Origin of the sequence: Aliagarivorans marinus DSM 23064, assembly GCF_000429485.1 — a bacterium.
GTDB lineage: Bacteria > Pseudomonadota > Gammaproteobacteria > Enterobacterales > Celerinatantimonadaceae > Aliagarivorans > Aliagarivorans marinus.
The window spans coordinates 111,877-132,897 of the sequence record NZ_AUBY01000017.1 but is presented as its reverse complement, the minus strand read 5'-3'; the positions used below and the strand labels follow the sequence as shown (position 1 = coordinate 132,897).

Below are 21,021 nucleotides of genomic sequence, written 5' to 3'. Positions count from 1 at the left end.
TCGGTGTCATTGGCTAACACGCTGATAGCACCGCCGGTCAGGACCGTAATCGTGCTACCTTCATCACCGCTCGCTGCGTCATCCACTGCATCCGGGGCATCGTTCACCGGTGTTATCGTTACATTGATGTTAGCATTAGCGAACTCAATGCCATCACTAACGACAAAGCTAAGATCTACTGCACCATTAAAACTCTCGCTTGGAGTGAAGCTATAAGTGCCATCTCCATTATTGATAAAGGTACCATCGTTGCCGCCATAAACTACTTCACTTACCGATAGCGTATCCCCGTCAAGATCCGATGCTTCTTGCAACAGTTGCTCATCTGTAAAAATCAGAGTGCTATCTTCCTCAATAACGAAAGCAAGATCTTCTGCAGATGGCGCACGATTTAACGTAGTTTCTTGAGGAGTCCCCTGAGAGTTGTTCTCCGCCAGCACATCCGAAGGACGACTTTCTGTATCAAACCCGGCCTCGGCGATAGTTTCAGCACCGGAGCGAGAGATGGAGATAAAGCCACCATTGCCCGCGCCCGGGCCACCGCCTCCAGCGGCGGGCGCTCCACCGGCAGCAGTCGCCTCAAACAGCTCCGTCGGGTCGACACCTTGCAAAATCGCAGCTTGTAAGGCTTCCACATCCACTTCGTTCTGCGCGCTAAGGGTTTGCCCTGGCTCAGCAACGCCATCCTCCGGTAGCTGGGTGACACTCAGCTCACCAAGCTCGTATTGGTCGTCAGAGTAATAAAAACCTATCTGGGTGCCCTCACCCGTGATCAGCATCTCCCCTGCGAGCAGTTGATCACCGGGCTGTAGCTCTCTGAGTGAGCCATCTGGAGCAACCGCAAACGCGGTTCCTTCAATAGAAACAATGGTGGCATTATTACTGACGATGGACTGTTCCATAACACTTTCCTTTGTCCTGCTGCATTCGGCACATACGGCTAGTTATTGCTTAAATTTTAGCTCAGCACCAAAAAACGTCCTTGTATCACTTAACAACTCTGTAACTGGCCGTTTATTGGCCCCAAAGTCGCTATGTACAGATATCCGATAACAAACCAAATCCTAACAACATTCAATAACATATCAACAACAAATGAAATTTTTGTAGATCTAACGGTAATAAGGCCGCCAGCATAATCGGGTAGCAAAAAGGGAAAAAGCGCACAGAGCGGTGAGAGATGAGCAAGGGTACAGTATGCCGCCAAAGCGATGGCCGGCAGGCTAATGGGAATAGAGAAAAGTTCTTCGCCGTGCGCTGCAGTCGCCCACCTTTACTCGTGGGTACGAAGGCAAGCGAGTAGCAGGTATGAAAAAGTAGCAGGCACAAAAAAGCCCGCACTCGGCGGGCTCTGTTTACTGAATCCTGTAAATTACAGTACGTCTACTGCATTCAGGTCAGCGAAGGCTTGCTCCAGGCGAGCAACCATAGAAGCTTGACCAGCACGTAGCCATACGCGTGGGTCGTAGTACTTCTTGTTAGGCGCGTCGTCACCGGTTGGGTTACCGATTTGGCCTTGCAGGAAGTCACGGTTTTCAGCTTCGTAACGACGAACACCATCCCAGTTAGCCCACTGAGTGTCGGTGTCGATGTTCATTTTGATAACACCGTAGCCGATTGACTCTTGGATCTCTTCTTGAGTAGAACCAGAACCACCGTGGAATACGAAGTTCAGAGCGTTACCAGCGATGCCGAATTTCTCTGCACAGTGTGCTTGAGAGTCACGCAGGATGGTTGGAGTCAGAACAACGTTACCTGGCTTGTATACACCGTGTACGTTACCGAAAGAAGCAGCGATGGTGAAACGTGGGCTGATAGCGTTCAGTTTCTCGTATGCGTAAGCTACGTCTTCTGGAGAGGTGTACAGCTCAGACTGATCCATATCGGTGTTGTCTACGCCGTCTTCTTCACCACCGGTACAACCCAGTTCGATTTCCAGAGTCATGTTCATCTTAGCCATGCGCTCCAGGTACTGGCCGCAGATTTCGATGTTTTCTTCCAGAGACTCTTCAGACAGGTCGATCATGTGAGAAGAGAACAGAGGCTTACCAGTTTGCGCGAAGAACTCTTCACCAGCAGACAGCAGGCCGTCGATCCAAGGCAGCAGTTTCTTAGCAGCGTGGTCAGTGTGCAGGATTACTGGAACACCGTAAGACTCAGCGATAGCGTGAACGTACTTAGCACCAGCAACAGCACCTTTAATTTGTGCTTCCTGGCCTTCTAGTTTAAGACCTTTACCAGCGAAGAAAGCAGCACCGCCGTTAGAGAACTGAACTACAACTGGCGCTTTAACTTTAGCAGCTGCTTCCAGTACAGAGTTGATAGAGTCAGTGTTAACAACGTTAACTGCTGGAAGAGCGAATTTGTTTTCTTTAGCTACTTCAAATACTTTCTGTACGTCATCACCAGAGATAACACCTGGCTTAACGAAATCAAAGATCTTAGACATGACAATTGTCCTATTACTTAGTTGTCTTAAATTGAGCGAAACTTACTCGGTTTGCGCTGGGGCGCATTCTATAAAATCTTGCCCGGGCGCACAAATGAAAGGCAGGAACTTTCCTGCCTTTTACCGTAATTATGCTTTAGCGCGCTGTTCCAGCATCTCTACAGCAGGTAGTACTTTACCTTCTACAAACTCAAGGAAGGCACCGCCACCGGTTGAGATGTAAGAAACGTCTGCTTTGATACCGAACTGGTCGATTGCAGCCAGGGTGTCACCACCGCCAGCAACAGAGAAGCCTTCAGAAGCAGCGATTGCTTCAGAGATACCTTTAGTACCGGCTTCAAAGTTCTTGAATTCGAAGACGCCTACTGGGCCATTCCACAGGATGGTCTTAGCGTTTTTCAGGATCTCAGCCAGCTCAGCAGTTGAATCTGGGCCCAGGTCGAAGATCATGTCGTCATCTTGAACGTCAGCAACGTTCTTGATTTCAGCTTCTGCGTTTTCGTCGAATGCTTTAGCACACGCAACGTCGGTAGCAACTGGAATCGCACACTCTTCCATCAGCTTCTTAGCAGTGTCTACCAGGTCAGCTTCGTACAGAGACTTACCTACGTTGTGGCCAGCAGCAGCGATGAAGGTGTTAGCGATACCACCGCCTACAACCAGTTGGTCAGCAACTTTAGACAGTGACTCAAGTACAGTCAGCTTGGTAGATACTTTAGAACCACCAACGATGGCAACCATTGGACGAGCAGGCTTGTCCATAGCTTTAGCCAGTGCATCCAGCTCACCAGCTAGCAGAGGGCCAGCACAGGCAACAGGAGCGTTCATACCAACGCCGTGGGTAGAGGCTTGAGCGCGGTGAGCAGTACCGAATGCGTCCATTACGAACACGTCACACAGGGCAGCGTATTTCTTAGACAGCGCTTCGTCGTTCTTCTTCTCGCCTTTGTTGAAGCGAACGTTTTCCAGAACAACCAGCTCGCCAGCAGCGATTTCACAACCTTCCAGGTAGTCTTTTTCCAGACGTACTGCGCCCTCTAGGGCGTCGGCCAGGTAGTTTACAACAGGAGCCAGAGAGAACTGCTCATCGTACTCACCTTCGGTTGGACGACCCAAGTGAGAAGTTACCATTACCTTGGCGCCAGCAGCCAGACAGTGCTTGATGGTAGGTAGCGATGCAAGAATACGTGCATCAGAGGTCACTTTACCTTCTTTAACAGGTACGTTCAGGTCAGCACGGATCAGAACGCGTTTGCCCGCCAGATCCAGGTCAGTCATTTTGATGATAGACATTATCAGTCCTCTATAGATTTAGGTTCACTTTTATAGCCAGTCACTCCGTGACCGGCCATTAATTCCGTTTCAGCATTAGCTGGGCCGTATCCAACATTCGGTTGGCAAAGCCCCATTCGTTATCGCACCAGGCAAGAATTTTTACCAGATGCGCACCACTCACCCGAGTTTGCGAGCCATCAACAATGCTCGAATGGCTATCGTGGTTGAAGTCAATGGAGACCAGCGGCTCTTCGGTGTAGCTCAAAATTCCGCTCAATTTACCGCAAACCGCCTTCTGGATGGCTTGATTTATATCAGAAACTGTAACTTCTTTACACAGAGTTACACTCAAATCCATCGCAGTGACGTTTTGCGTCGGTACCCGTACAGCAATTGCTTCAAACTTGCCTGCAAACTTTGGCAGGATCCGTTGTACGCCCTTAGCCAGCTTGGTGTCAACCGGGATAATCGATTGTCCTGCAGCGCGGGTTCGGCGTAGGTCGGAGTGATAGGCGTCGATCACTTGTTGATCGTTCATCGATGAGTGAATTGTAGTAATAGTACCACATTCCACCCCAAAGGCTTCATCCAAGACTTGAATCACCGGCACGATACAGTTGGTGGTACACGAGCCATTGGAGACAATCTTATCGTCATCCAGCAAGGCTTGATGGTTTACCCCGTAAACCACGGTGCGATCCACACAAGGATCGGCGGGATGAGAGAACAGTACCTTGCCAGCCCCAGCATCGAGATGCAGCTGGGCATCGTCTCGGCTACTGAACTTACCGGTACATTCCAACACCAAATCAACGCCGAGCTCCTGCCAAGGCAACTTGCTTGGGTCCGCTTCATGGAACAGCTTGATGGCATGACTAGCCACCGTTAGGCCTTGCGGGCCAAGCAGCACATGTTCGGCAAAGGTGCCATGGGTGGAGTCGTATTTGAGCAGGTGAGCCATGGCTTTCGGGTCAGCCAACTCGTTGATGGCAACCACTTGCAGCTCTTGGTCGCGGCCCGATTCATAGATGGCCCGCAGGACGCTTCGACCAATTCGGCCAAAACCATTGATTGCGATGCGCTTAGTCATCTTGTTCCTTGTAAAAACCCCCTTATGCCGGTTTGGTCAAACCAAGTGGCACAAGAGGGTTCGTATTACTACTTCTGTTTGCTGAGCGCTAGCTTACAGCAGTTCGTTGGCCATGTTCACCAGATTTTCGGTGGTGAAGCCAAACAGCTTGAACAACTCGCCAGCAGGGGCTGACTCACCAAAGGTGGTCATACCCAGCACTTTGCCGTCGAAGCCAACGTACTTGTACCAGAAATCAGCAATACCGGCTTCTACTGCAATACGCTTGCGTACTGCATTTGGTAGTACTGACTCTTTGTACTCGTCGCTTTGCGCATCGAATACGTCGGTGGCAGGCATAGACACTACGCGTACCGCTCTACCTTGTGCGGTCAGCTCGTCGGCAGCCGCCACTGCAAGCTCAACCTCAGAGCCGGTAGCAATCAAGATAAGCTCAGGGGTACCTGCACAATCTTTCAGAACATAACCACCTTTGGCTGCATTCGCTAGCTGCTCAGCGTCACGAGGCTGAGGCGCCAGGCCTTGGCGAGAGAAGATCAGCGAGGTTGGGCCATCGGTGCGCTCAACTGCATGACGCCACGCAATCGCCGACTCCACCGAGTCACATGGGCGCCAGGTGCTCATGTTCGGAGTCAGACGCAAGCTGGCAGTTTGCTCTACCGCTTGGTGAGTCGGGCCATCTTCGCCCAGACCGATTGAGTCGTGAGTGTAAACGAAGATTGCAGGCTGCTTCATCAGTGCAGCCATACGCAGTGCGTTACGCGCGTATTCCATAAACATCAGGAAGGTTGCGCCGTAAGCCTTAAAACCACCGTGCAGGGTAATACCATTCATGATGGCCGACATACCGAACTCACGTACACCGTAGTGCAGGTAGTTACCGCTGGCGTCATTGGCTTCAACCGCTTTCGAGCCAGACCACATGGTTAGGTTAGAAGGCGCCAAGTCAGCAGAGCCGCCTAGCAGCTCAGGCAGTTTAGGGCCGAAGGCTTCCAAGGTCTTTTGAGAAGATTGGCGGGTAGCAATCTTCTGTTGTGATTCTTGTAGCTCAGCGATGTAGTTGTCAGCAAACTCAGTCCAGTCGCTTGGCATTTCACCGTTTACGCGACGCTTGAACTCGCTCGCTAGCTCAGGGTATGCAGCTTCGTAGCCAGCGAATAGCTGGTTCCAGCTAGATTGAGCAGCGCTACCCGCGTCGGCAGCGTTCCACGCATCGTAGACATCAGCAGGTACTTCAAACGGACCGTGCTCCCAACCCAGGAATTCACGTGCCGCAGTAATTTCGTCGTGACCCAGTGGGGCACCGTGACAGTCGTGGCTGCCAGATTTGTTTGGCGAACCGAAACCAATAATGGTTTTGCAGCAAATCAGGGTAGGCTTGCCAGATTCAGCTTGCGCCGCTTCGATAGCTGCGCGGATGGCGTCAGCGTCGTGGCCATCTACGTCAGCAATCACGTGCCAGCCGTATGACTCGAAGCGTTTTGGCGTATCGTCGGTGAACCATCCTTCTACTTCACCATCGATAGAGATACCGTTGTCATCCCAGAACGCAATCAGCTTGCCCAGGCCCAGAGTGCCGGCCAGTGAACACGCTTCGTGAGAGATACCTTCCATCAAACAGCCATCGCCCATGAAGGCGTAGGTGAAGTGATCAACAACCGGGAAGCCGTCGCGGTTGAACTGAGCCGCTAAGGTTTTCTCAGCGATCGCCATACCTACCGCGTTGGTGATGCCCTGACCCAGTGGGCCGGTGGTGGTTTCAACGCCCGGCGCGTAGCCATACTCAGGGTGGCCAGGAGTTTTGGAGTGCAATTGACGGAAGTTTTTCAGCTCTTCAATCGGTAGCGCGTAGCCACTTAGGTGAAGAAGAGAGTAAAGCAGCATAGAACCGTGGCCGTTAGACAGAATGAAACGGTCGCGGTCGGCCCAGTTAGGGTCAGTCGGGTTATGCTTTAGAAAGTCACGCCACAGTACTTCCGCGATATCGGCCATGCCCATTGGTGCTCCTGGGTGACCGGAATTGGCTTGCTGAACAGCATCCATACTTAAAGCGCGTACCGCGTTAGCGAGATGTCGACGAGAGGTCATTATGCACTCCTGCTTGTGTGAGTAGTTTGCGATTTCGCGGCGTATTGTCACAAAGACATCTATTCGACTCAATGACTTTGAACAGTTATTCTTGCCTGAGCCGCGCTAAATTGTGCGCAGAATATACCTAAATTCATGATAAGCGTTTAAATTTTCGTAAAAATAAAGCGATATGAGCATTTTTCCACCAATTAAACCCCAAACCTGGTGGCAGGGCTTTGCACTGCGTCGTCGCCGGTTTGCAGTGAGTCTGTTTATTGGTGTGTTCTCTGGCAGCTTGTGCCTGCTGTTCTCTTATCTTGCCCATTTGGATATCGATAGTTACTGGCAAAGCCCGTGGCTGGCGGTCATCTTGCCGTGGCTGGCTATCGCGCTTGTTAGCCTCTGCGAGCGTCTGTTTGCCCGTCATCGCCAAGTGGGATTTGCCCCTGCCATCGCCGCCTATCACTACCACAGTGGCAAGCTGCCACTCGGTGGTTTGCCCTATCAGTTCGTGGTTGGGCTATTGCTGGTATGGGGAGGCTTTGCCGTAGGCATCGTCGGCCCCAGCTGTTTTATCGCGGCGGCCCTGGCCGGCCACCTCAGTCGCTTCGGTTTTCTCGGCGAAAAGCACCAACGCCTAAGCGTTGCCTGTGGCACCGCCGCTGCGGTGGCAGCCTTATTCAATGCCCCACTCGCCGCCACCGTGCTGGCCTATGAGCTGGTAATGCGCCACTTTAACTGGCGCGCCATGGTCTATGTGGGACTGAGCGCCTATTCCGCCAGCATCCTCTCCGAGCTGTTTGGAGGCAGCATGCTCAAGGTGACGCTCGGCCCGCAAGACTACAACTGGCCTGAGCTAAGCCAGTTTCTGCTACTCGGCGCATTTTGCGGCATGCTGGCAGTCACCATGGTGGCAGCAGTACGCTGGGCGCCCAGGTTTCAGCGTCGCTACAGCCTAATCGTAGCGGCTGCCATCACCAGTTTGGCCTGCCTGTATGAGCCAAGCTGGTTGGGTCTCGATGCAATGACGCCCAACGAAATGCTGACTTGGGAGGTCGGCGTTGATCAGATGTGGATCTGGCTGCTAGCCCGCTTGGTGTTAACCGCCACCGCCCTGTCGATGCTACTGCCCGGCGGCAGCCTTGGGCCGATGCTGGTCATCGGTGGCATCGCCGGCGCCATCCTTGGCCAGCTTAACTTAAGCCCCGCCCACGATGTGTTAATTGTGGCGGGTATGGCGGCGATGTTTGGCGCGGTGTTCCGCTGCCCGTGGGCCGCCTTTATGCTGCTCACCGAGCAAACCATGCAGCTGAGCATGGTCGCGCCCATGCTACTGGCCTGCTTAAGTGCTAGTTTGGTTGCCCAGCATCTATTCCGCTCGCCCAGCCTTATCGATGTGCAACTGGAGCGCGCCGGCTATCAAGTACCGCATTGGAAGAACCTGCTGCGCGCTAAGCCCAACCTGCCGCCACCGCCGGCCAGTTAAGCCAAACTTTTCTCAAACCTCATCAAGCTCGATAAGACCCTTATAACTCAAGGGTTTTCTTGTGTGGCTGCGATATAAAACGCAGCTCAAGAATCGGCGAAAAACTCTGCAATAAACTAAATTAAGCACTAGCTTTCATCGACGTGCTTCTTTAGAATAGCCGTCCAGATGGATTGACATCCATATGTATAGACTTCAACTTGCGAGACCAAAACATGGCAACTCATTTATTCACCTCTGAATCAGTATCAGAGGGACATCCGGATAAAATCGCCGATCAGATCTCTGATGCGGTACTTGATGCGATCTTGGAGCAAGATTCTAAGGCTCGCGTAGCTTGTGAGACTTACGTAAAGACCGGCATGGTGATGGTTGGCGGTGAGATTACCACCTCAGCCTGGGTTGATATTGAAGAGCTGGCCCGTAAAACCGTTCGCGAAATCGGCTACACCCACTCAGATATGGGCTTCGACGCCGACTCGTGCGCCGTACTCAACGTTGTGGGCAAGCAAAGCCCAGATATCAACCAAGGTGTTGACCGTGCCGACCCTGCCGCGCAAGGCGCCGGCGACCAAGGCCTGATGTTTGGCTACGCCAGCAACGAAACCGACGTGCTGATGCCTGCACCAATAACCTACGCCCACCGCCTGGTTCAGCGCCAAGCGGAAGTACGCAAGAGCGGCGAACTGGACTGGTTGCGCCCAGATGCGAAAAGCCAGGTCACCTTTGCCTACGAAAACGGCATCATCACTGGCGTAGATGCAGTGGTACTGTCTACCCAGCACGATGAGTCGATTGGTCAGAAAGATCTGGAAGAAGCGGTGATGGAAACCATCATCAAGCCGGTTCTACCAACTGAGTGGCTAAACAAAGACACTAACTTCTTCATCAACCCAACCGGCCGTTTCGTTATCGGTGGCCCAATGGGTGACTGTGGTCTGACTGGTCGTAAGATCATCGTAGATACCTATGGCGGCATGGCTCGTCATGGTGGCGGTGCGTTCTCAGGTAAAGATCCATCGAAAGTAGACCGCAGTGCGGCTTATGCGGGTCGTTACGTTGCCAAGAACATCGTGGCAGCAGGCCTGGCTGATCGCTGTGAGATTCAGGTGTCTTACGCCATCGGTGTGGCCGAGCCAACCTCTATCAGCATCGAGACCTTCGGTACCGGTAAACTGGAAGAAAGCAAACTGATTGAGCTGGTGCGTCAGTTCTTCGACCTGCGCCCTTACGGCCTGATCCAAATGCTGGATCTGGAGCGCCCAATCTACCAGCCTACTGCAGCCTACGGTCACTTCGGTCGCGAAGAGTTCCCTTGGGAGAAGACCGACAAAGCCGACGCGCTACGCGACGCTGCAGGTCTGTAATCCGCCTTTGCGCAGCAGCGCAGCTCTAGTTTCAAAGAGGCGGTTAAAAAGAGAAGGTTCGCCTTCTCTTTTTTCGTTTTACGATAAGCACTCATGACGCCATCAACCCAGCAGCTTAACGCTCAACTTAACGACCAGCTTAACGACCAACTTAACGAAAAGGTAGAGCACTACTTTCAGTTGGCGGAAGCCTACTTTAAACGCAGCTATCCACGTCCCGAAGTGGTCCTGTCTGCTAGGCGCAGCAAGGTAGCAGGCAGCGCCAACTGTAGCCATTGGCGGCTGCGTTTCAATCAGCACTTCTACCAACAGCAACCCGAACAGTTTTTAGCGCAAACCGTGCCCCACGAAGTCGCCCATCTGATCTGCCATGCCGAGTTCGGCCTGGTCGCCCCCCACGGCAAACAGTGGCAAGCGGTGATGCAAACGGTATTTAACTGCCCGCCGCAGCGCACTCATAGCTTTGATACGAGCTCGGTGAGCGGTCAGCAGTTTGATTACCGCTGCGGCTGCCAGCAGCATAAGCTGTCGATCCGCCGCCACAACAAGGTGTTACGTGGTGCTCAGTATGCGTGTCGGCGCTGCGGCGAGCTACTCAAGCCGCATGGCTAAACGCTGGCCAAATGCGCGCAATTGGGCTGTTTACTCGATGTAGAGTAAGCTATGATCCAGCCCCTCCCAGCCAGCAGAGTGACGCCCTTTCATGCGAGTTCCACGGATTTACCATTCTCTTCCCCTCGATGCCGCCGTTGAGATCGAGCTCGACGCCGATGCTGCCAATCATATAGGTCGGGTGCTACGAATGAGTGCCGGGCAGCAGATTGAGCTATTCAACGGTGATGGTTGTAACTATCCCGCGGAGCTGGTCGCCGTGGAGAAAAAACGGGTCGTTGCGAAAACACTGGACAAGTTGGCCAATGACAGTGAATCGCCGCTCAACATCCACCTCGGTCAGGTTATCTCACGCGGCGAGAAAATGGAGTTCACCATCCAAAAGTCGGTGGAGCTGGGCGTGAGCACCATCACTCCGCTGACGAGTGAGCGCTGTGGGGTAAAGCTCAATCAAGAACGCTTCGAGAAAAAACTGCAGCAATGGCAGAAGATCGCCATCTCCGCCTGCGAGCAATGTGGCCGCAGTGTGGTGCCCAAAGTGATGCCGCTGCAATCGCTGGAACAGTGGAGTTCGCAGCAAGATGGCCTGATGAAGTTGAATTTACACCCAAGGGCCCAATATAAGATCCATACCCTACCCAAGCCGGAGCAAGGGGTGCGGCTATTGATTGGTCCAGAAGGCGGATTGTCTGAGCAAGAGATCGCCAAATGCACCGAACAAGGCTTCATTGAAACCCAGCTCGGGCCCCGGGTACTAAGAACAGAGACAGCGGCGCTAACCGCTATTACCGCACTGCAGTGCCAATTTGGAGATTTAGCATAATGAGCATCAAACTCGGCATCGTGATGGACCCCATCAGCCAGATCAACATTAAAAAAGATTCCAGCTTTGCGATGCTACTAAAAGCTCAGGAGCGCGGCTACGAGCTGTTCTATATGGAAATGCAGGACCTGTACCTGGAGCAAGGTACTGCAGCAGCCAGTATGCGCCGCCTAAGCGTGCAGCAAGATGCCGACAACTGGTACAGCCTGGAAGATGCAGAAGACCATCCGCTGGCGGATCTGGACGTCATCCTGATGCGTAAAGATCCCCCATTCGACACCGAGTACATCTACGCCACATATTTGCTAGAGCGCGCGGAAAGCGAAGGCACGCTAATTATCAACAAGCCACAAAGCCTGCGCGATGCTAACGAAAAGCTGTTCACCGCGTGGTTTGCTGAGTTCACCCCAAAAACCCTGGTATCCCGCGACCAAACCCGCCTGCGTGCGTTCCACAAGCAGCAGGGCGATGTGATCATGAAGCCGCTCGATGGCATGGGTGGCGCGTCGATCTTCCGCCTAAAAGCCGATGATCCGAACGTAGGCGTGGTGATGGAAACCCTGACCGACCATGGTCAGCGCTACTGTATGGCACAGGAGTTTATGCCGGAGATTAAAGCCGGTGATAAGCGCATCCTGATCGTCGACGGCGAGCCAATGCCCTACTGCCTGGCCCGTATTCCAGCCCAAGGTGAAACCCGCGGTAACCTTGCCGCCGGTGGCCGAGGGGTTGCCCAGCCGCTTTCTGATTCAGACTGGGAGATTGCTCGCGCAATTGGCCCTAAACTGAAGGAAAAAGGCTTGGTATTCGTGGGGCTCGACGTAATCGGTGATAAGGTTACAGAGATCAATGTAACCAGCCCAACCTGTATTCGTGAGATTGAAGCGGCCTTCGATATCTCGATTACCGATAAGCTGATGGATGCCATCGAGACCCGTTTGGCAGCAGTTCGCTAACACCTTTTCTTGAGAGCGAGTCGACTATGGAATCATTGCAAAACCAGTTCTTACTAGCGATGCCGGGTCTCAGTGACCCTTACTTCAAGCGCTCAGTTGTCTACGTCTGTGAGCACAACGATGAAGGCGCCATGGGGCTGGTGATCAATATTCCGGTCGACCTTTCTGTGGAAGGGCTGCTTGAGCAAATCGAGCTGCCCGAACACCAAGAGGCTGAAGAAGACGAACGCGACTCACTCGACAAGCCAGTCTACCAAGGTGGCCCAATGGCACGCGAGCGCGGCTTTGTATTGCACTCCCCCAAGCCCGGCTTTAACTCCAGCATGCAGCTAAGCTCTGAGCTGATGATCACCACCTCAAAAGATGTGCTGGAGACCCTCGGTACCGGCTCTGAGCCCAATGACTACTTGGTCACCCTCGGCTATGCCGGTTGGGGCGCCGGCCAGCTGGAGCAAGAGATTGCCGATAACTCATGGCTCACCTTGCCAGCCACCACCGATATTATCTTCGATGTGCCAAGCCACCAGCGCTGGGAGGCAGCCGCCAAGCATCTGGGTATCGATATCTGGCAGCTCTCCAGCGATGCGGGGCACGCATAATGGCGCAGAAAGGACACCGCCAAGTCATCGGCTTTGATTTCGGCACCACTAGTATCGGTGTGGCCGTGGGGAATGAAGTCAGCGGTACTGCGCAGCCTTTGGCGGCACTTAAAGCGCAAGATGGCGCACCTTCCTGGCAATTGGTCGAGCAACTACTCGATAAATGGCAACCTGACCTGCTGGTGATCGGCCTGCCACTGAATATGGATGGCACCGAGCAAGAGGTCACCCAACGCGCTAAACGTTTTGCTAATCGCTTAAACGGCCGTTTCGGCTACCCCATCGAGCTGCAAGATGAGCGCCTGACCACCGTCGACGCCAAAGAGCGCCTGTTCGAGCTAGGCGGCTATCGCGCCCTAGACAAAGGTGCGGTAGATAGCGTATCCGCGGTGTTGATAGTCGAGAGCTGGTTTAACGCTCAGTACCAGTAAGGCCTGCGCTTGTTAGCCCTTTTCCCTTCTCGTCTGCTTAGCCCTTTTTCATTGTGCAGTGTTGGGAGCGCCTCACTGGCCTTCAGCGGTAAGCGCTCCGAACGCAAACGAGCAGCTTGCTTAGTGCTAAGCGCCCACCAGCCAGACAAAGCACTTTAGCGGGCGCAATAGCTACTGAAATTTCAATCAAATTATTGGCAAAACCGCCAATTAGCAATAGTTAATCCCACTCAAGCAACCAGATCCCAAGTAAAGTTCTGATTCTAGAAATCACTCACAAAAAATAGAATTCGCGCCGTTTTGGTAACGTGAATGCAACAAAGCTGTTTTATTTTTCGTAGGCATATGGTAATTATCTAACTGCAACAACGTGCAAGGAGAGAACCATGGACAGGCTAGACTTGGATAATGTTGAAAGCAACCAGAAGACCACTCGTTCAAACAAAAAGCGCAAATGGCGCGAAATTGAGGCCATTAAAGACAAAATCAAACTGAAACGCGAATTGGAATCCATCGACAGTAGCTTTGTCCTCAGTGACGAGTACGAATACTAAATAAAAAAGCCGGCGCAAGCCGGCTTTTTTATTATTCTTCAATCGCTTAGCTGGCACTTTCCGATAAACGGATACGCTCGGCCAGTGCGTGGTACTGCTCCTTAACCTGATGCCCGAACAGCGGATCCTCATCGCCGCCACGGCCATGCTCCCAGCCTTGTTCAATCGCCCGCCAGTCATCGGCAGTCAAATGGCGCAGCAAGGCAGGAAAGACCACTTCCTCTTCGTAGTTAAGGTGTTCCCACTGCGCCTGAATATAGGCTTCCAGGCGGTCGCTGAACTGATCCAGTGGCACCACTGCATCAAGTAAAATTAGCTCAAGCGCACCTTGCAGCTCTTCGGTTAACTCTTTGAGCTCCTCATGTTGAACCTTTAGCTTGCCTGACAGGTCATCCTCGACCACACGATACTTCACGTAGTAGTCGTAGATCATATCCTCTTTGGGGTGGTGGAACTTGTCGGCGTAATCGTGCAGGTAGGTCACGATGTCATCCAGCAGCTTGTACTTAACGGCTTTCTCTGAGCGGATCAGCTCTAGCTTATGCTCGAGTACCTTAAGCAGCTTCGCGATATTCTGGTGATCCTGTTGAAGACTCTTAATCATTGGCTCTCCCTATATGTAACCCGAGACGACTTTGCCCAAGCGTTCTCAAGATACTTGGCCACTTAGTCTACGCGCCACGGCTGGCATCGGTCTATGATGCACCTTGCAAAACTCGGTTTTCCTAATGAAAACACCCACTTGGCCACCGGCAACCATAAATTAACATCACAATCACTTATCTTCCCCGATCCCGTAACAGACAGCAACAAAAGAAGTATCGGCTGCTATAGCGGGGTTGACGCATATCAATTTAGCTTTCGAAAAAAACTTAAAGAAAACCCTTTTTTGATTAAGGTCAATTGTAGTATAGTTTCACTAAAGGCGAAGCCTACGGAAATATTACTGACTTGTTACGGTCGTTCTGTAATTTAATTACACACATAGAGGTGCGTTATGACTACTGGTATTCAAATCACTAAAGCTGACAACAATGCGCTGCTGGGTTCATTCTGGCTGCTGGACGAACAAAACGAACAGGCTCGCTGCCTGTGTGTGAAGGATGAAGCTTACGCTGAAGATCAGGTTGTAGCCCTGAATGAACTGGGTGCTATCGAGTACCGTGAAGTGCCAGTTTCAGCTCAGCCTCTGCAAGAAGGTGGTCAACACCTGAACGTAAACGTGCTGCAGCGTGAGACTCTGGAAGATGCAGTTAAGCACCCAGAAATGTACCCACAGCTGACCATTCGTGTATCTGGTTACGCAGTACGCTTTAACTCTCTGACTCCTGAGCAGCAACGCGACGTTATCGCTCGTACCTTTACCGAGTCTCTGTAATATCTACTTTTAGCTGGCGCTAGAAGTCAAAAAGGCAAGCCGATGGCTTGCCTTTTTTAGTTTGGGGCGCGTTGCGCAGCCCCAAGTCCTTTTATCACTTATCCGCTTTTTTAGGCTGACGCTCTCGCACCAAACCCTCTTGAGCAGTAGATGCCACCAGCTTCCCGTCTTGGGTGAAGAACTGACCGCGCACCAAGCCACGCCCTTGCGAGGCCACTGGGCTATCTACCACGTATAGCAGCCACTCATCGAGGCGGAAGGGATGGTGGAACCACATGCTGTGGTCGATGGTCGCCACTTGCATATTCGGCTCGATAAACGAGCGACCATGGGGCTGCAGTGCAGTTGGCAGGAAGTTAAAGTCAGACGCATAGGCCAGCAGGTAGCGGTGGATCCGCGGATCGTCCGGCATCTGGCCATTGGCTTTAAACCACACGCAGCGCTTAGCTTCGGTCACTTCCGGTTTAATCGGGTTGATAAACTCCACCGGACGCATCTCCAGCGGCTTATCGCAGATGAACTTATCGCGCACTGATTCGGGAATAAACTCGCGCAATTGGAAGGCGTACTCTTGCTCAGACTGTAGCTCATCGGGGCCGGCAACCTCAGGCATCTCCATCTGATGTTCCAGACCTTGATGAACTTCCTGGAACGAGGCGGTCATATAGAAGATGGGCTTGCCATGCTGAATCGCCTTGATACGACGCGTTGACACGCTCTGGCCATCACGGATCTTCTCAACGTCGTAAACGATGGGGTGAGCAACATCCCCGGGACGCAGAAAGTAAGAGTGCAAAGAATGCACTTGGCGGTCTTCATCGACGGTTTGCTTAGCCGCTGAAAGCGCCTGCCCCATCACCTGACCACCAAACACCGCACCAAAGCCTAAGTCTTGAGTTTGACCGCGATACAGTCCTTGTTCTATCTGCTCCAAGCTTAAAAGCTCAAGCAAATCAGTAAGTACTTTACTCATAGTTATTACTAGTTCTTAAACGATAAGGCCGAAATATGCGCCAGCATCGGCGAAATTTCAAGTGGCTAAGTGATTGCCCACTGACAACAACTTGATATTTCAAGCTTATACAGATAGCAAAACAGCGCCAGGCGGCGCTGTTTAGATACGAGCATTGCTCCTGCTATATAGCCACTACAGGGCCAGTAAAAATTCTCTTAGCTTGGCGAAATCGGCGCCCATCTCATGGGACAGCAGCGGCAAATCCGCGCGATCGGCCAAGGCTTTCGGCAGGTCAATCTCACGCGATAAGATCTCTTCGACACTCTCTTTGAACTTGGCCGGGTGTGCGGTACACAGGAACAAGCCGTGCTCACCAGCGCTAAGCTGCTCAGAGAGTTGCTGATAAGCAATCGCACCGTGCGGCTCACACAGGTAGCCAGCTTCGTCCAGCGCTTTCACTGAAGCCGCAGTTTGCTGATCGTCCATCGCGCCCTTGCCCAGGTCGCTAAGCGGCCAGCCCTTCACCTTGAACAGCTCTTCAACACGCGGCCAGTTGTTTGGCTGGCTCACATCCATCGCATTGGACAAGGTCGCTTGGGTCGGCTTTGGTGCCCACTCGCCGCTTTGCAGATAACGCGGCACCGTGTCGTTAACATTGGTAGCAGCAATAAAGCGTTTGATGGGCAGGCCCAGCGCTTTGGCGATCAGGCCCGCAGTCAGGTTACCGAAGTTACCCGATGGCACCGCCACCACCAGCTCTTTGCGCTGCTCAGCGCTAAGCTGAGCGGCCGCTTCAAAGTAGTAACACACCTGTGCCAACAAACGGCTGATATTGATTGAGTTGGCGGAGTTGAGGCCGATCGCTTGCTTTAGCTCTTCATCATCAAAGGCCTGCTTCACCAGTGCCTGACAGGCATCGAAGTCGCTCTCAATAGCGATGGTGGTGATGTTACCGCCCAAAGTACAGAACAGCTTCTCTTGCAGCGGGCTGATCTTGCCCTTCGGATAGAGCACCACCACACGGATGTTCTCCATGCCGTAGAAAGCATGAGCCACCGCCGCGCCGGTATCACCCGAGGTCGCGGTAAGGATAGTCACCTGCTCGCCATCGGAGAATACGCCCAGGCACTGGGCCATAAAGCGGCCGCCAAAGTCTTTAAAGGCCAGGGTTGGGCCGTGGAACAGCTCCAGCGCACTGATGTTATCCGCCACCTTTTCAACGGGAGCCGGGAAGTTAAAGGCCTTGCCCAGCATCTCCTGTAGCTGCTGCTCGCTTAGCTCGTTATCTAGCAATGCGCTAAGTAGCTTCGCGCTGCGGCTAACCAGATCCAATTCCAGTAGCTCATCGATGTTTTCAAGCGTGGGAAGTTCGGCCGGAAAGAACAGGCCTTGCTGTTGCCCCAAGCCCTGCTTAACAGCCTGGGCGAAATCTACCTGCTCTTGGTTGTGTTTGATGTTGTATAGCTTCATAAACTGTTTCCGGTCACCCGGGTTCCTTCTGGGTCAATCTTACAAATATGGCAAAAGCCTTGGTCATTTTGCAGGAAGTTCTCTTCCATCCAACGGCTGATCCGCTGCGCCTGCTCCAGCACCGGGGTCACGATAAACACGGTCGGACCCGAGCCTGAGATGCCACAGCCTAACGCCCCGGAATGTGATACGTAGTCTTTAACCTCATCAAAGCGAGGGATCAGCTGAGAGCGATAAGGCTCGGCAATCACATCTTTGAGCACCGCAGCTGCCAACTCGGGCTGCTTACTGTAACTAGCATGAACAAAGCTGGCCAGATTACGGCCAAAGGCTAAGGTGTCTTGGCGACGATACTGCGCGGGCAATATCGAGCGGGCTGCAGAAGTAGAGATAGCGGTCCCCGGGTAAGCCAGTACCCAGTACCAATCTTCAAAGTGCGGAATGGTCTGGCTGATCACGCCGCCATCTTGCACCATCAGCTGCATACCTCCGAGGTAGCAAGGCGCGACGTTATCGTAGTGCACGCTGCCGCTGATCTGTCCTTCCAGCTCGCCCATCAGGGTCAGCATTTGATCTTTATCGAAGGGATAGTCACACAGTGCATTGAGCGCTTCTAACGCGGCAACAACTGAGCAGGCGCTGGAGCCTAGGCCAGTGCCCACGGGTAGGTTCTTCTCCAGCACCATGCGACATGGCGACAGCGCTCGTTGGTGAACCTTGTCCAGTAAATCGCGAAAAGCAAAGTAGCAATCGTAAAGAATGTTTTTCTTTGGATCTGCAGGCAATTTATCGGCGAACGGGCCTGAATTTTCAATAAGCACGTCGCCGCTGCTCATCTCTTCCACAAAGATCCTGTCGCCCAGTAGCGAGCCGTCAATCGGCGCTAATGCAGCGCCGAGCGAGTCAAAGCCAACGCTAACATTTGCCGTTGAAGCCGGGGCGTATACCACCAAGCCCATTTATACCTCCTGGTTCCAGTTCAAGGTACGCAACACATCGGCAAACACACCGGCAGCGGTTACCGCAGTACCGGCGCCGTAGCCACGCAACACCAGCGGAATTGGCTGATAGTAGCGGCTGTAGAAGGCCAGCGCGTTCTCGCCGTCCTTCACGCGATGTAGTGGATCGGCAGCAGCGACAGCTTGGATGGAGACCTTGCATTTGCTATCTTCGATGCTTCCAATATAGCGCAGCACTTGGCCCTGCTCGTCGGCATCTTTTTGCAGTTTGGCAAAATAAGCATCGGCCTCGGGCAGACGCTGCATGAACTCTTCGTTGCTTCCTTCGCAATCAAAGCCCGGCGGCAGTGCCATTTCCACTTCGATGTCTTCGAGGCTCAGCTCCATACCCGCCTCACGAGCCAGAATCAGCAGTTTACGCGCAACATCCATACCATTGAGATCTTCACGCGGATCGGGCTCGGTAAAGCCGTTATCCCGGGCAATACCGGTTGCCTCAGAGAAGCTCATACCTTCGTCCAGCTTACCGAAGATAAATGATAGCGAGCCAGACAAGATACCGTTGAAACGCACCAATTGGTCGCCGGCACGCAGCAGGTTCTGCAAGTTCTCAATCACCGGTAGGCCTGCGCCCACGTTGGTGTCGTACATAAACTTGCGGCGGGTCTTGAGGGCGGTTAGGCGCAGCTGGTTGTAGTACTCGATGCTGGCGGTATTGGCCTTCTTATTGGCGGTTACCACATGGAAGCCCGCGGCCAGGTAGTTCACGTAATCGGCGGCAACCTGGTCGTTGCTGGTACAGTCAACAATCACCGGGTTAATAAAGTGGTGGCTATCGAGCAGGCCTTGTACGGTTGGCAGATCAAAGCCGCCATTTTGCTCTGTGGCTTCTAGCTGGGCACGCCAATCGCTGAGCTCCAAGCCTTTCGGGTTAGTCAGTAGCTGGCGACTATTGGCGATACCACATACGCGGATGGCGATATGCTGCTCTTTCAGATGGCTCTGCTGCTCGTTGATTTGATCAATCAACGCGCCGCCCACACCGCCACAGCCAATCAGGAACAGATCGATGTAGTGCATGCTATCGAAGAAGTTCTGATGACACGCGCCCACGGCTTCTTCCACTTTATCTTGGGTAACCACAGCAGAGATCGAGCGCTCGGAGGAGCCTTGGGCGATTGCCACGATGTTAATCGAGACTTCCGCCAGCGAGGTAAAGAAGCGCGCTGCCACACCTTTACTCTTGCGCATGCTATCGCCCACCAAGGAGATAATCGCCAACTGGTCGATGGACTCGATGGATTCCAGCAGTTGGTTCGCCAACTCCAGTTCAAATTCACTTTGCAGGGCTCGCTTGGCGGTTTCGGCATCGGCACTGTGGATACAGAAACTGATGCTGTACTCGCTGGATGATTGGGTAATCAGTGCAATCGACACCTTGGCTTGCGCCATCGCACCGAAGATGCGGCTGGCCATGCCCACCATGCCCTTCATGCCCGGGCCAGATACGGTCAGCATGGTCAGGTTTTCCAGGCTAGAGATCGCCTTAACCGGCAGGTTGTTCTCTTGCAGATCTTTAGCGCCGATCAAGGTGCCCTCACCCTGCGGGTTAAAGGTGCTCTTAATCAGACAAGGGATATGATACTGGGCAATCGGCGCGATGGTTTTCGGATGCAGCACCTTGGCACCAAAGTAGCTCAACTCCATGGCTTCGGCGTAAGAGAGGCTGCGCAGCAAGCGGGCATCTTCCACCACGCGAGGGTCGCAGTTATACACGCCGTCTACATCGGTCCAAATCTCACAACAATCAGCAGCAAGGCATGCGGCCAATACCGCAGCGCTGTAGTCGCTTCCGTTACGTCCTAACACAACGGTTTCACCCTGCACGTTGGCAGCGGTAAAGCCGGGCATTAGCAGGACATCCAACCCTTGGTAGTCAACCGCGGCAAAGCGCGCCTTGCTGGCTTCGATATCCACCTGTGCTTCTATATAGCTATCGTTGTTGCTAAGCAGGAGTTGTTGAGGAACCAGGATATCCACCTGCTGCTGTTTAACTTGCAGCAAGGCCTTCATCCAGTTCACGCTTAAGCGCTCTCCGGTGGCCAATACGCTCGCGGCAATATTGTCTGGGCACTGGCGCAATAAACGAACGCCTTGCAATACTTCGCGCAGGCCTGCCAACTCTTTCTCCAGCATGGCTTGCAGCGGCGCAGCATCAAAGTTGCTGAATTCAGCGCTTAGATCGTCCAACAGGCTCTGGAAGATATGGGTGATACGAGTAAGCTGCTGCTGTCCATCTTCGCCTTGACTGGTTGCAGCAATGACCGCTTCCAACTCATTGGTAATCCCTGCTGGCGCCGACAGCACCACCGCCAATTGTCCTTGTTGTCGATTCCCCACAATGATCTCGGCAGCCCGCTTGAAACGTTCAGCGTTGGCTAACGAGGAACCGCCAAATTTGAGTACTCGCATTGATCCTCCTGCAAAAAAAAACCCGTATCGATTGATACGGGCCTTTTTGGTTGATGCTTTTTCTCGTTTACAACC

General features: G+C 53.0%; 19 protein-coding genes. 9 read left to right on the top strand and 10 right to left on the bottom strand.

All coding sequences use genetic code 11. The features are described from left to right. The 5 genes from G461_RS0108215 to tkt form a co-directional block, all read right to left on the bottom strand. Positions 1 to 902: retention module-containing protein (locus G461_RS0108215; protein ID WP_026971480.1), on the bottom strand; the 902-nt coding region annotated here is incomplete at its 3' end. Positions 903 to 1,372: 470 nt separating this feature from the next. Then, positions 1,373 to 2,449, bottom strand: coding sequence for a class II fructose-bisphosphate aldolase (gene fbaA / locus G461_RS0108210; protein ID WP_026971479.1), 1,077 nt, complete (start codon positions 2,447 to 2,449; stop codon positions 1,373 to 1,375). A gap of 129 nt (positions 2,450 to 2,578) precedes the next feature. Then, the gene (locus G461_RS0108205; protein WP_026958253.1) at positions 2,579 to 3,742 is read right to left on the bottom strand and encodes a phosphoglycerate kinase; all 1,164 of its coding nucleotides are present in this window, start codon (positions 3,740 to 3,742) and stop codon (positions 2,579 to 2,581) included. Positions 3,743 to 3,800: 58 nt separating this feature from the next. Next, on the bottom strand, positions 3,801 to 4,814 hold the full coding sequence (gene epd, locus G461_RS0108200) for an erythrose-4-phosphate dehydrogenase (RefSeq protein WP_026971478.1): 1,014 nt from the start codon (positions 4,812 to 4,814) through the stop codon (positions 3,801 to 3,803). Positions 4,815 to 4,907: 93 nt separating this feature from the next. Further along, positions 4,908 to 6,902: a transketolase gene (tkt, locus tag G461_RS0108195; protein ID WP_026971477.1), complete on the bottom strand. Its 1,995-nt coding sequence runs from the start codon at positions 6,900 to 6,902 to the stop codon at positions 4,908 to 4,910. A 172-nt stretch (positions 6,903 to 7,074) separates the two neighbouring features. On the opposite strand from tkt, the gene G461_RS0108190 reads away from it, so the two are divergent. The 8 genes from G461_RS0108190 (at position 7,075) to G461_RS25845 (ending at position 13,712) form a co-directional block, all read left to right on the top strand. Further along, positions 7,075 to 8,370, top strand: a complete 1,296-nt coding sequence (locus G461_RS0108190) for a chloride channel protein (RefSeq protein WP_026971476.1) — start codon at positions 7,075 to 7,077, stop codon at positions 8,368 to 8,370. 215 nt (positions 8,371 to 8,585) lie between these two features. Next, on the top strand, positions 8,586 to 9,737 hold the full coding sequence (metK, locus tag G461_RS0108185; protein WP_026971475.1) for a methionine adenosyltransferase: 1,152 nt from the start codon (positions 8,586 to 8,588) through the stop codon (positions 9,735 to 9,737). 93 nt (positions 9,738 to 9,830) lie between these two features. Beyond that, positions 9,831 to 10,349, top strand: coding sequence for a SprT family zinc-dependent metalloprotease (locus G461_RS0108180; protein ID WP_026971474.1), 519 nt, complete (start codon positions 9,831 to 9,833; stop codon positions 10,347 to 10,349). Positions 10,350 to 10,440: 91 nt separating this feature from the next. Next, positions 10,441 to 11,172 carry a 16S rRNA (uracil(1498)-N(3))-methyltransferase gene (rsmE, locus tag G461_RS0108175; protein WP_026971473.1) on the top strand — a complete coding sequence of 244 codons (732 nt, stop codon included), beginning with the start codon at positions 10,441 to 10,443 and terminating at the stop codon, positions 11,170 to 11,172. After that, on the top strand, positions 11,172 to 12,128 hold the full coding sequence (gshB, locus tag G461_RS0108170) for a glutathione synthase (RefSeq protein WP_026971472.1): 957 nt from the start codon (positions 11,172 to 11,174) through the stop codon (positions 12,126 to 12,128). Before rsmE ends, gshB begins: the two co-directional genes overlap by 1 nt. 26 nt (positions 12,129 to 12,154) lie before the next feature. Continuing rightward, complete coding sequence (locus G461_RS0108165; RefSeq protein WP_026958261.1) at positions 12,155 to 12,727, top strand: YqgE/AlgH family protein; 573 nt, start codon at positions 12,155 to 12,157, stop codon at positions 12,725 to 12,727. Next, the gene (gene ruvX / locus G461_RS0108160) at positions 12,727 to 13,158 is read left to right on the top strand and encodes a Holliday junction resolvase RuvX (protein ID WP_026971471.1); all 432 of its coding nucleotides are present in this window, start codon (positions 12,727 to 12,729) and stop codon (positions 13,156 to 13,158) included. Before G461_RS0108165 ends, ruvX begins: the two co-directional genes overlap by 1 nt. A gap of 386 nt (positions 13,159 to 13,544) precedes the next feature. Next, positions 13,545 to 13,712 (top strand): DUF3545 family protein, encoded by a 168-nt coding sequence (locus tag G461_RS25845; RefSeq protein ID WP_084404959.1) that lies wholly within the window; start codon positions 13,545 to 13,547, stop codon positions 13,710 to 13,712. A 46-nt stretch (positions 13,713 to 13,758) separates the two neighbouring features. On the opposite strand, the gene G461_RS0108150 is transcribed toward G461_RS25845, so the two are convergent. Further along, the gene (locus tag G461_RS0108150; RefSeq protein ID WP_026958263.1) at positions 13,759 to 14,316 is read right to left on the bottom strand and encodes a hemerythrin domain-containing protein; all 558 of its coding nucleotides are present in this window, start codon (positions 14,314 to 14,316) and stop codon (positions 13,759 to 13,761) included. Between the two features lie 393 nt (positions 14,317 to 14,709). On the opposite strand from G461_RS0108150, the gene grcA reads away from it, so the two are divergent. After that, positions 14,710 to 15,090, top strand: a complete 381-nt coding sequence (gene grcA, locus G461_RS0108145) for an autonomous glycyl radical cofactor GrcA (RefSeq protein WP_026958264.1) — start codon at positions 14,710 to 14,712, stop codon at positions 15,088 to 15,090. A gap of 94 nt (positions 15,091 to 15,184) precedes the next feature. Here grcA and tesB read toward each other — a convergent pair whose 3' ends face one another. The 4 genes from tesB to thrA all read right to left on the bottom strand — a co-directional run bounded on the left by tesB (position 15,185) and on the right by thrA (position 20,946). Continuing rightward, positions 15,185 to 16,063, bottom strand: coding sequence for an acyl-CoA thioesterase II (gene tesB / locus G461_RS0108140; protein WP_026971470.1), 879 nt, complete (start codon positions 16,061 to 16,063; stop codon positions 15,185 to 15,187). A 174-nt stretch (positions 16,064 to 16,237) separates the two neighbouring features. Next, entirely contained in the window at positions 16,238 to 17,515 is a 1,278-nt protein-coding gene (gene thrC, locus G461_RS0108135) for a threonine synthase (protein WP_026971469.1), read from the bottom strand. Beyond that, on the bottom strand, positions 17,512 to 18,474 hold the full coding sequence (gene thrB / locus G461_RS0108130) for a homoserine kinase (RefSeq protein WP_026971468.1): 963 nt from the start codon (positions 18,472 to 18,474) through the stop codon (positions 17,512 to 17,514). The genes thrC and thrB overlap by 4 nt, the downstream gene beginning before the upstream one ends. Next, a complete protein-coding gene (thrA, locus tag G461_RS0108125) occupies positions 18,475 to 20,946 on the bottom strand; it encodes a bifunctional aspartate kinase/homoserine dehydrogenase I (RefSeq protein ID WP_026971467.1) in 2,472 nt (823 codons plus the stop codon). Between the last annotated feature and the right edge of the window lie 75 nt (positions 20,947 to 21,021).

Excerpts from the sequence above, each read along its gene's own strand:
- fbaA (WP_026971479.1), bottom strand. The coding sequence starts at position 2,449 with ATGTCTAAGATCTTTGATTTCGTTAAGCCAGGTGTTATCTCTGGTGAT.
- G461_RS0108205 (WP_026958253.1), bottom strand. The coding sequence starts at position 3,742 with ATGTCTATCATCAAAATGACTGACCTGGATCTGGCGGGCAAACGCGTT.
- epd (WP_026971478.1), bottom strand. The coding sequence starts at position 4,814 with ATGACTAAGCGCATCGCAATCAATGGTTTTGGCCGAATTGGTCGAAGC.
- tkt (WP_026971477.1), bottom strand. The coding sequence starts at position 6,902 with ATGACCTCTCGTCGACATCTCGCTAACGCGGTACGCGCTTTAAGTATG.
- G461_RS0108190 (WP_026971476.1), top strand. The coding sequence starts at position 7,075 with ATGAGCATTTTTCCACCAATTAAACCCCAAACCTGGTGGCAGGGCTTT.
- metK (WP_026971475.1), top strand. The coding sequence starts at position 8,586 with ATGGCAACTCATTTATTCACCTCTGAATCAGTATCAGAGGGACATCCG.
- G461_RS0108180 (WP_026971474.1), top strand. The coding sequence starts at position 9,831 with ATGACGCCATCAACCCAGCAGCTTAACGCTCAACTTAACGACCAGCTT.
- rsmE (WP_026971473.1), top strand. The coding sequence starts at position 10,441 with ATGCGAGTTCCACGGATTTACCATTCTCTTCCCCTCGATGCCGCCGTT.
- gshB (WP_026971472.1), top strand. The coding sequence starts at position 11,172 with ATGAGCATCAAACTCGGCATCGTGATGGACCCCATCAGCCAGATCAAC.
- G461_RS0108165 (WP_026958261.1), top strand. The coding sequence starts at position 12,155 with ATGGAATCATTGCAAAACCAGTTCTTACTAGCGATGCCGGGTCTCAGT.
- ruvX (WP_026971471.1), top strand. The coding sequence starts at position 12,727 with ATGGCGCAGAAAGGACACCGCCAAGTCATCGGCTTTGATTTCGGCACC.
- G461_RS25845 (WP_084404959.1), top strand. The coding sequence starts at position 13,545 with ATGGACAGGCTAGACTTGGATAATGTTGAAAGCAACCAGAAGACCACT.
- G461_RS0108150 (WP_026958263.1), bottom strand. The coding sequence starts at position 14,316 with ATGATTAAGAGTCTTCAACAGGATCACCAGAATATCGCGAAGCTGCTT.
- grcA (WP_026958264.1), top strand. The coding sequence starts at position 14,710 with ATGACTACTGGTATTCAAATCACTAAAGCTGACAACAATGCGCTGCTG.
- tesB (WP_026971470.1), bottom strand. The coding sequence starts at position 16,063 with ATGAGTAAAGTACTTACTGATTTGCTTGAGCTTTTAAGCTTGGAGCAG.
- thrC (WP_026971469.1), bottom strand. The coding sequence starts at position 17,515 with ATGAAGCTATACAACATCAAACACAACCAAGAGCAGGTAGATTTCGCC.
- thrB (WP_026971468.1), bottom strand. The coding sequence starts at position 18,474 with ATGGGCTTGGTGGTATACGCCCCGGCTTCAACGGCAAATGTTAGCGTT.
- thrA (WP_026971467.1), bottom strand. The coding sequence starts at position 20,946 with ATGCGAGTACTCAAATTTGGCGGTTCCTCGTTAGCCAACGCTGAACGT.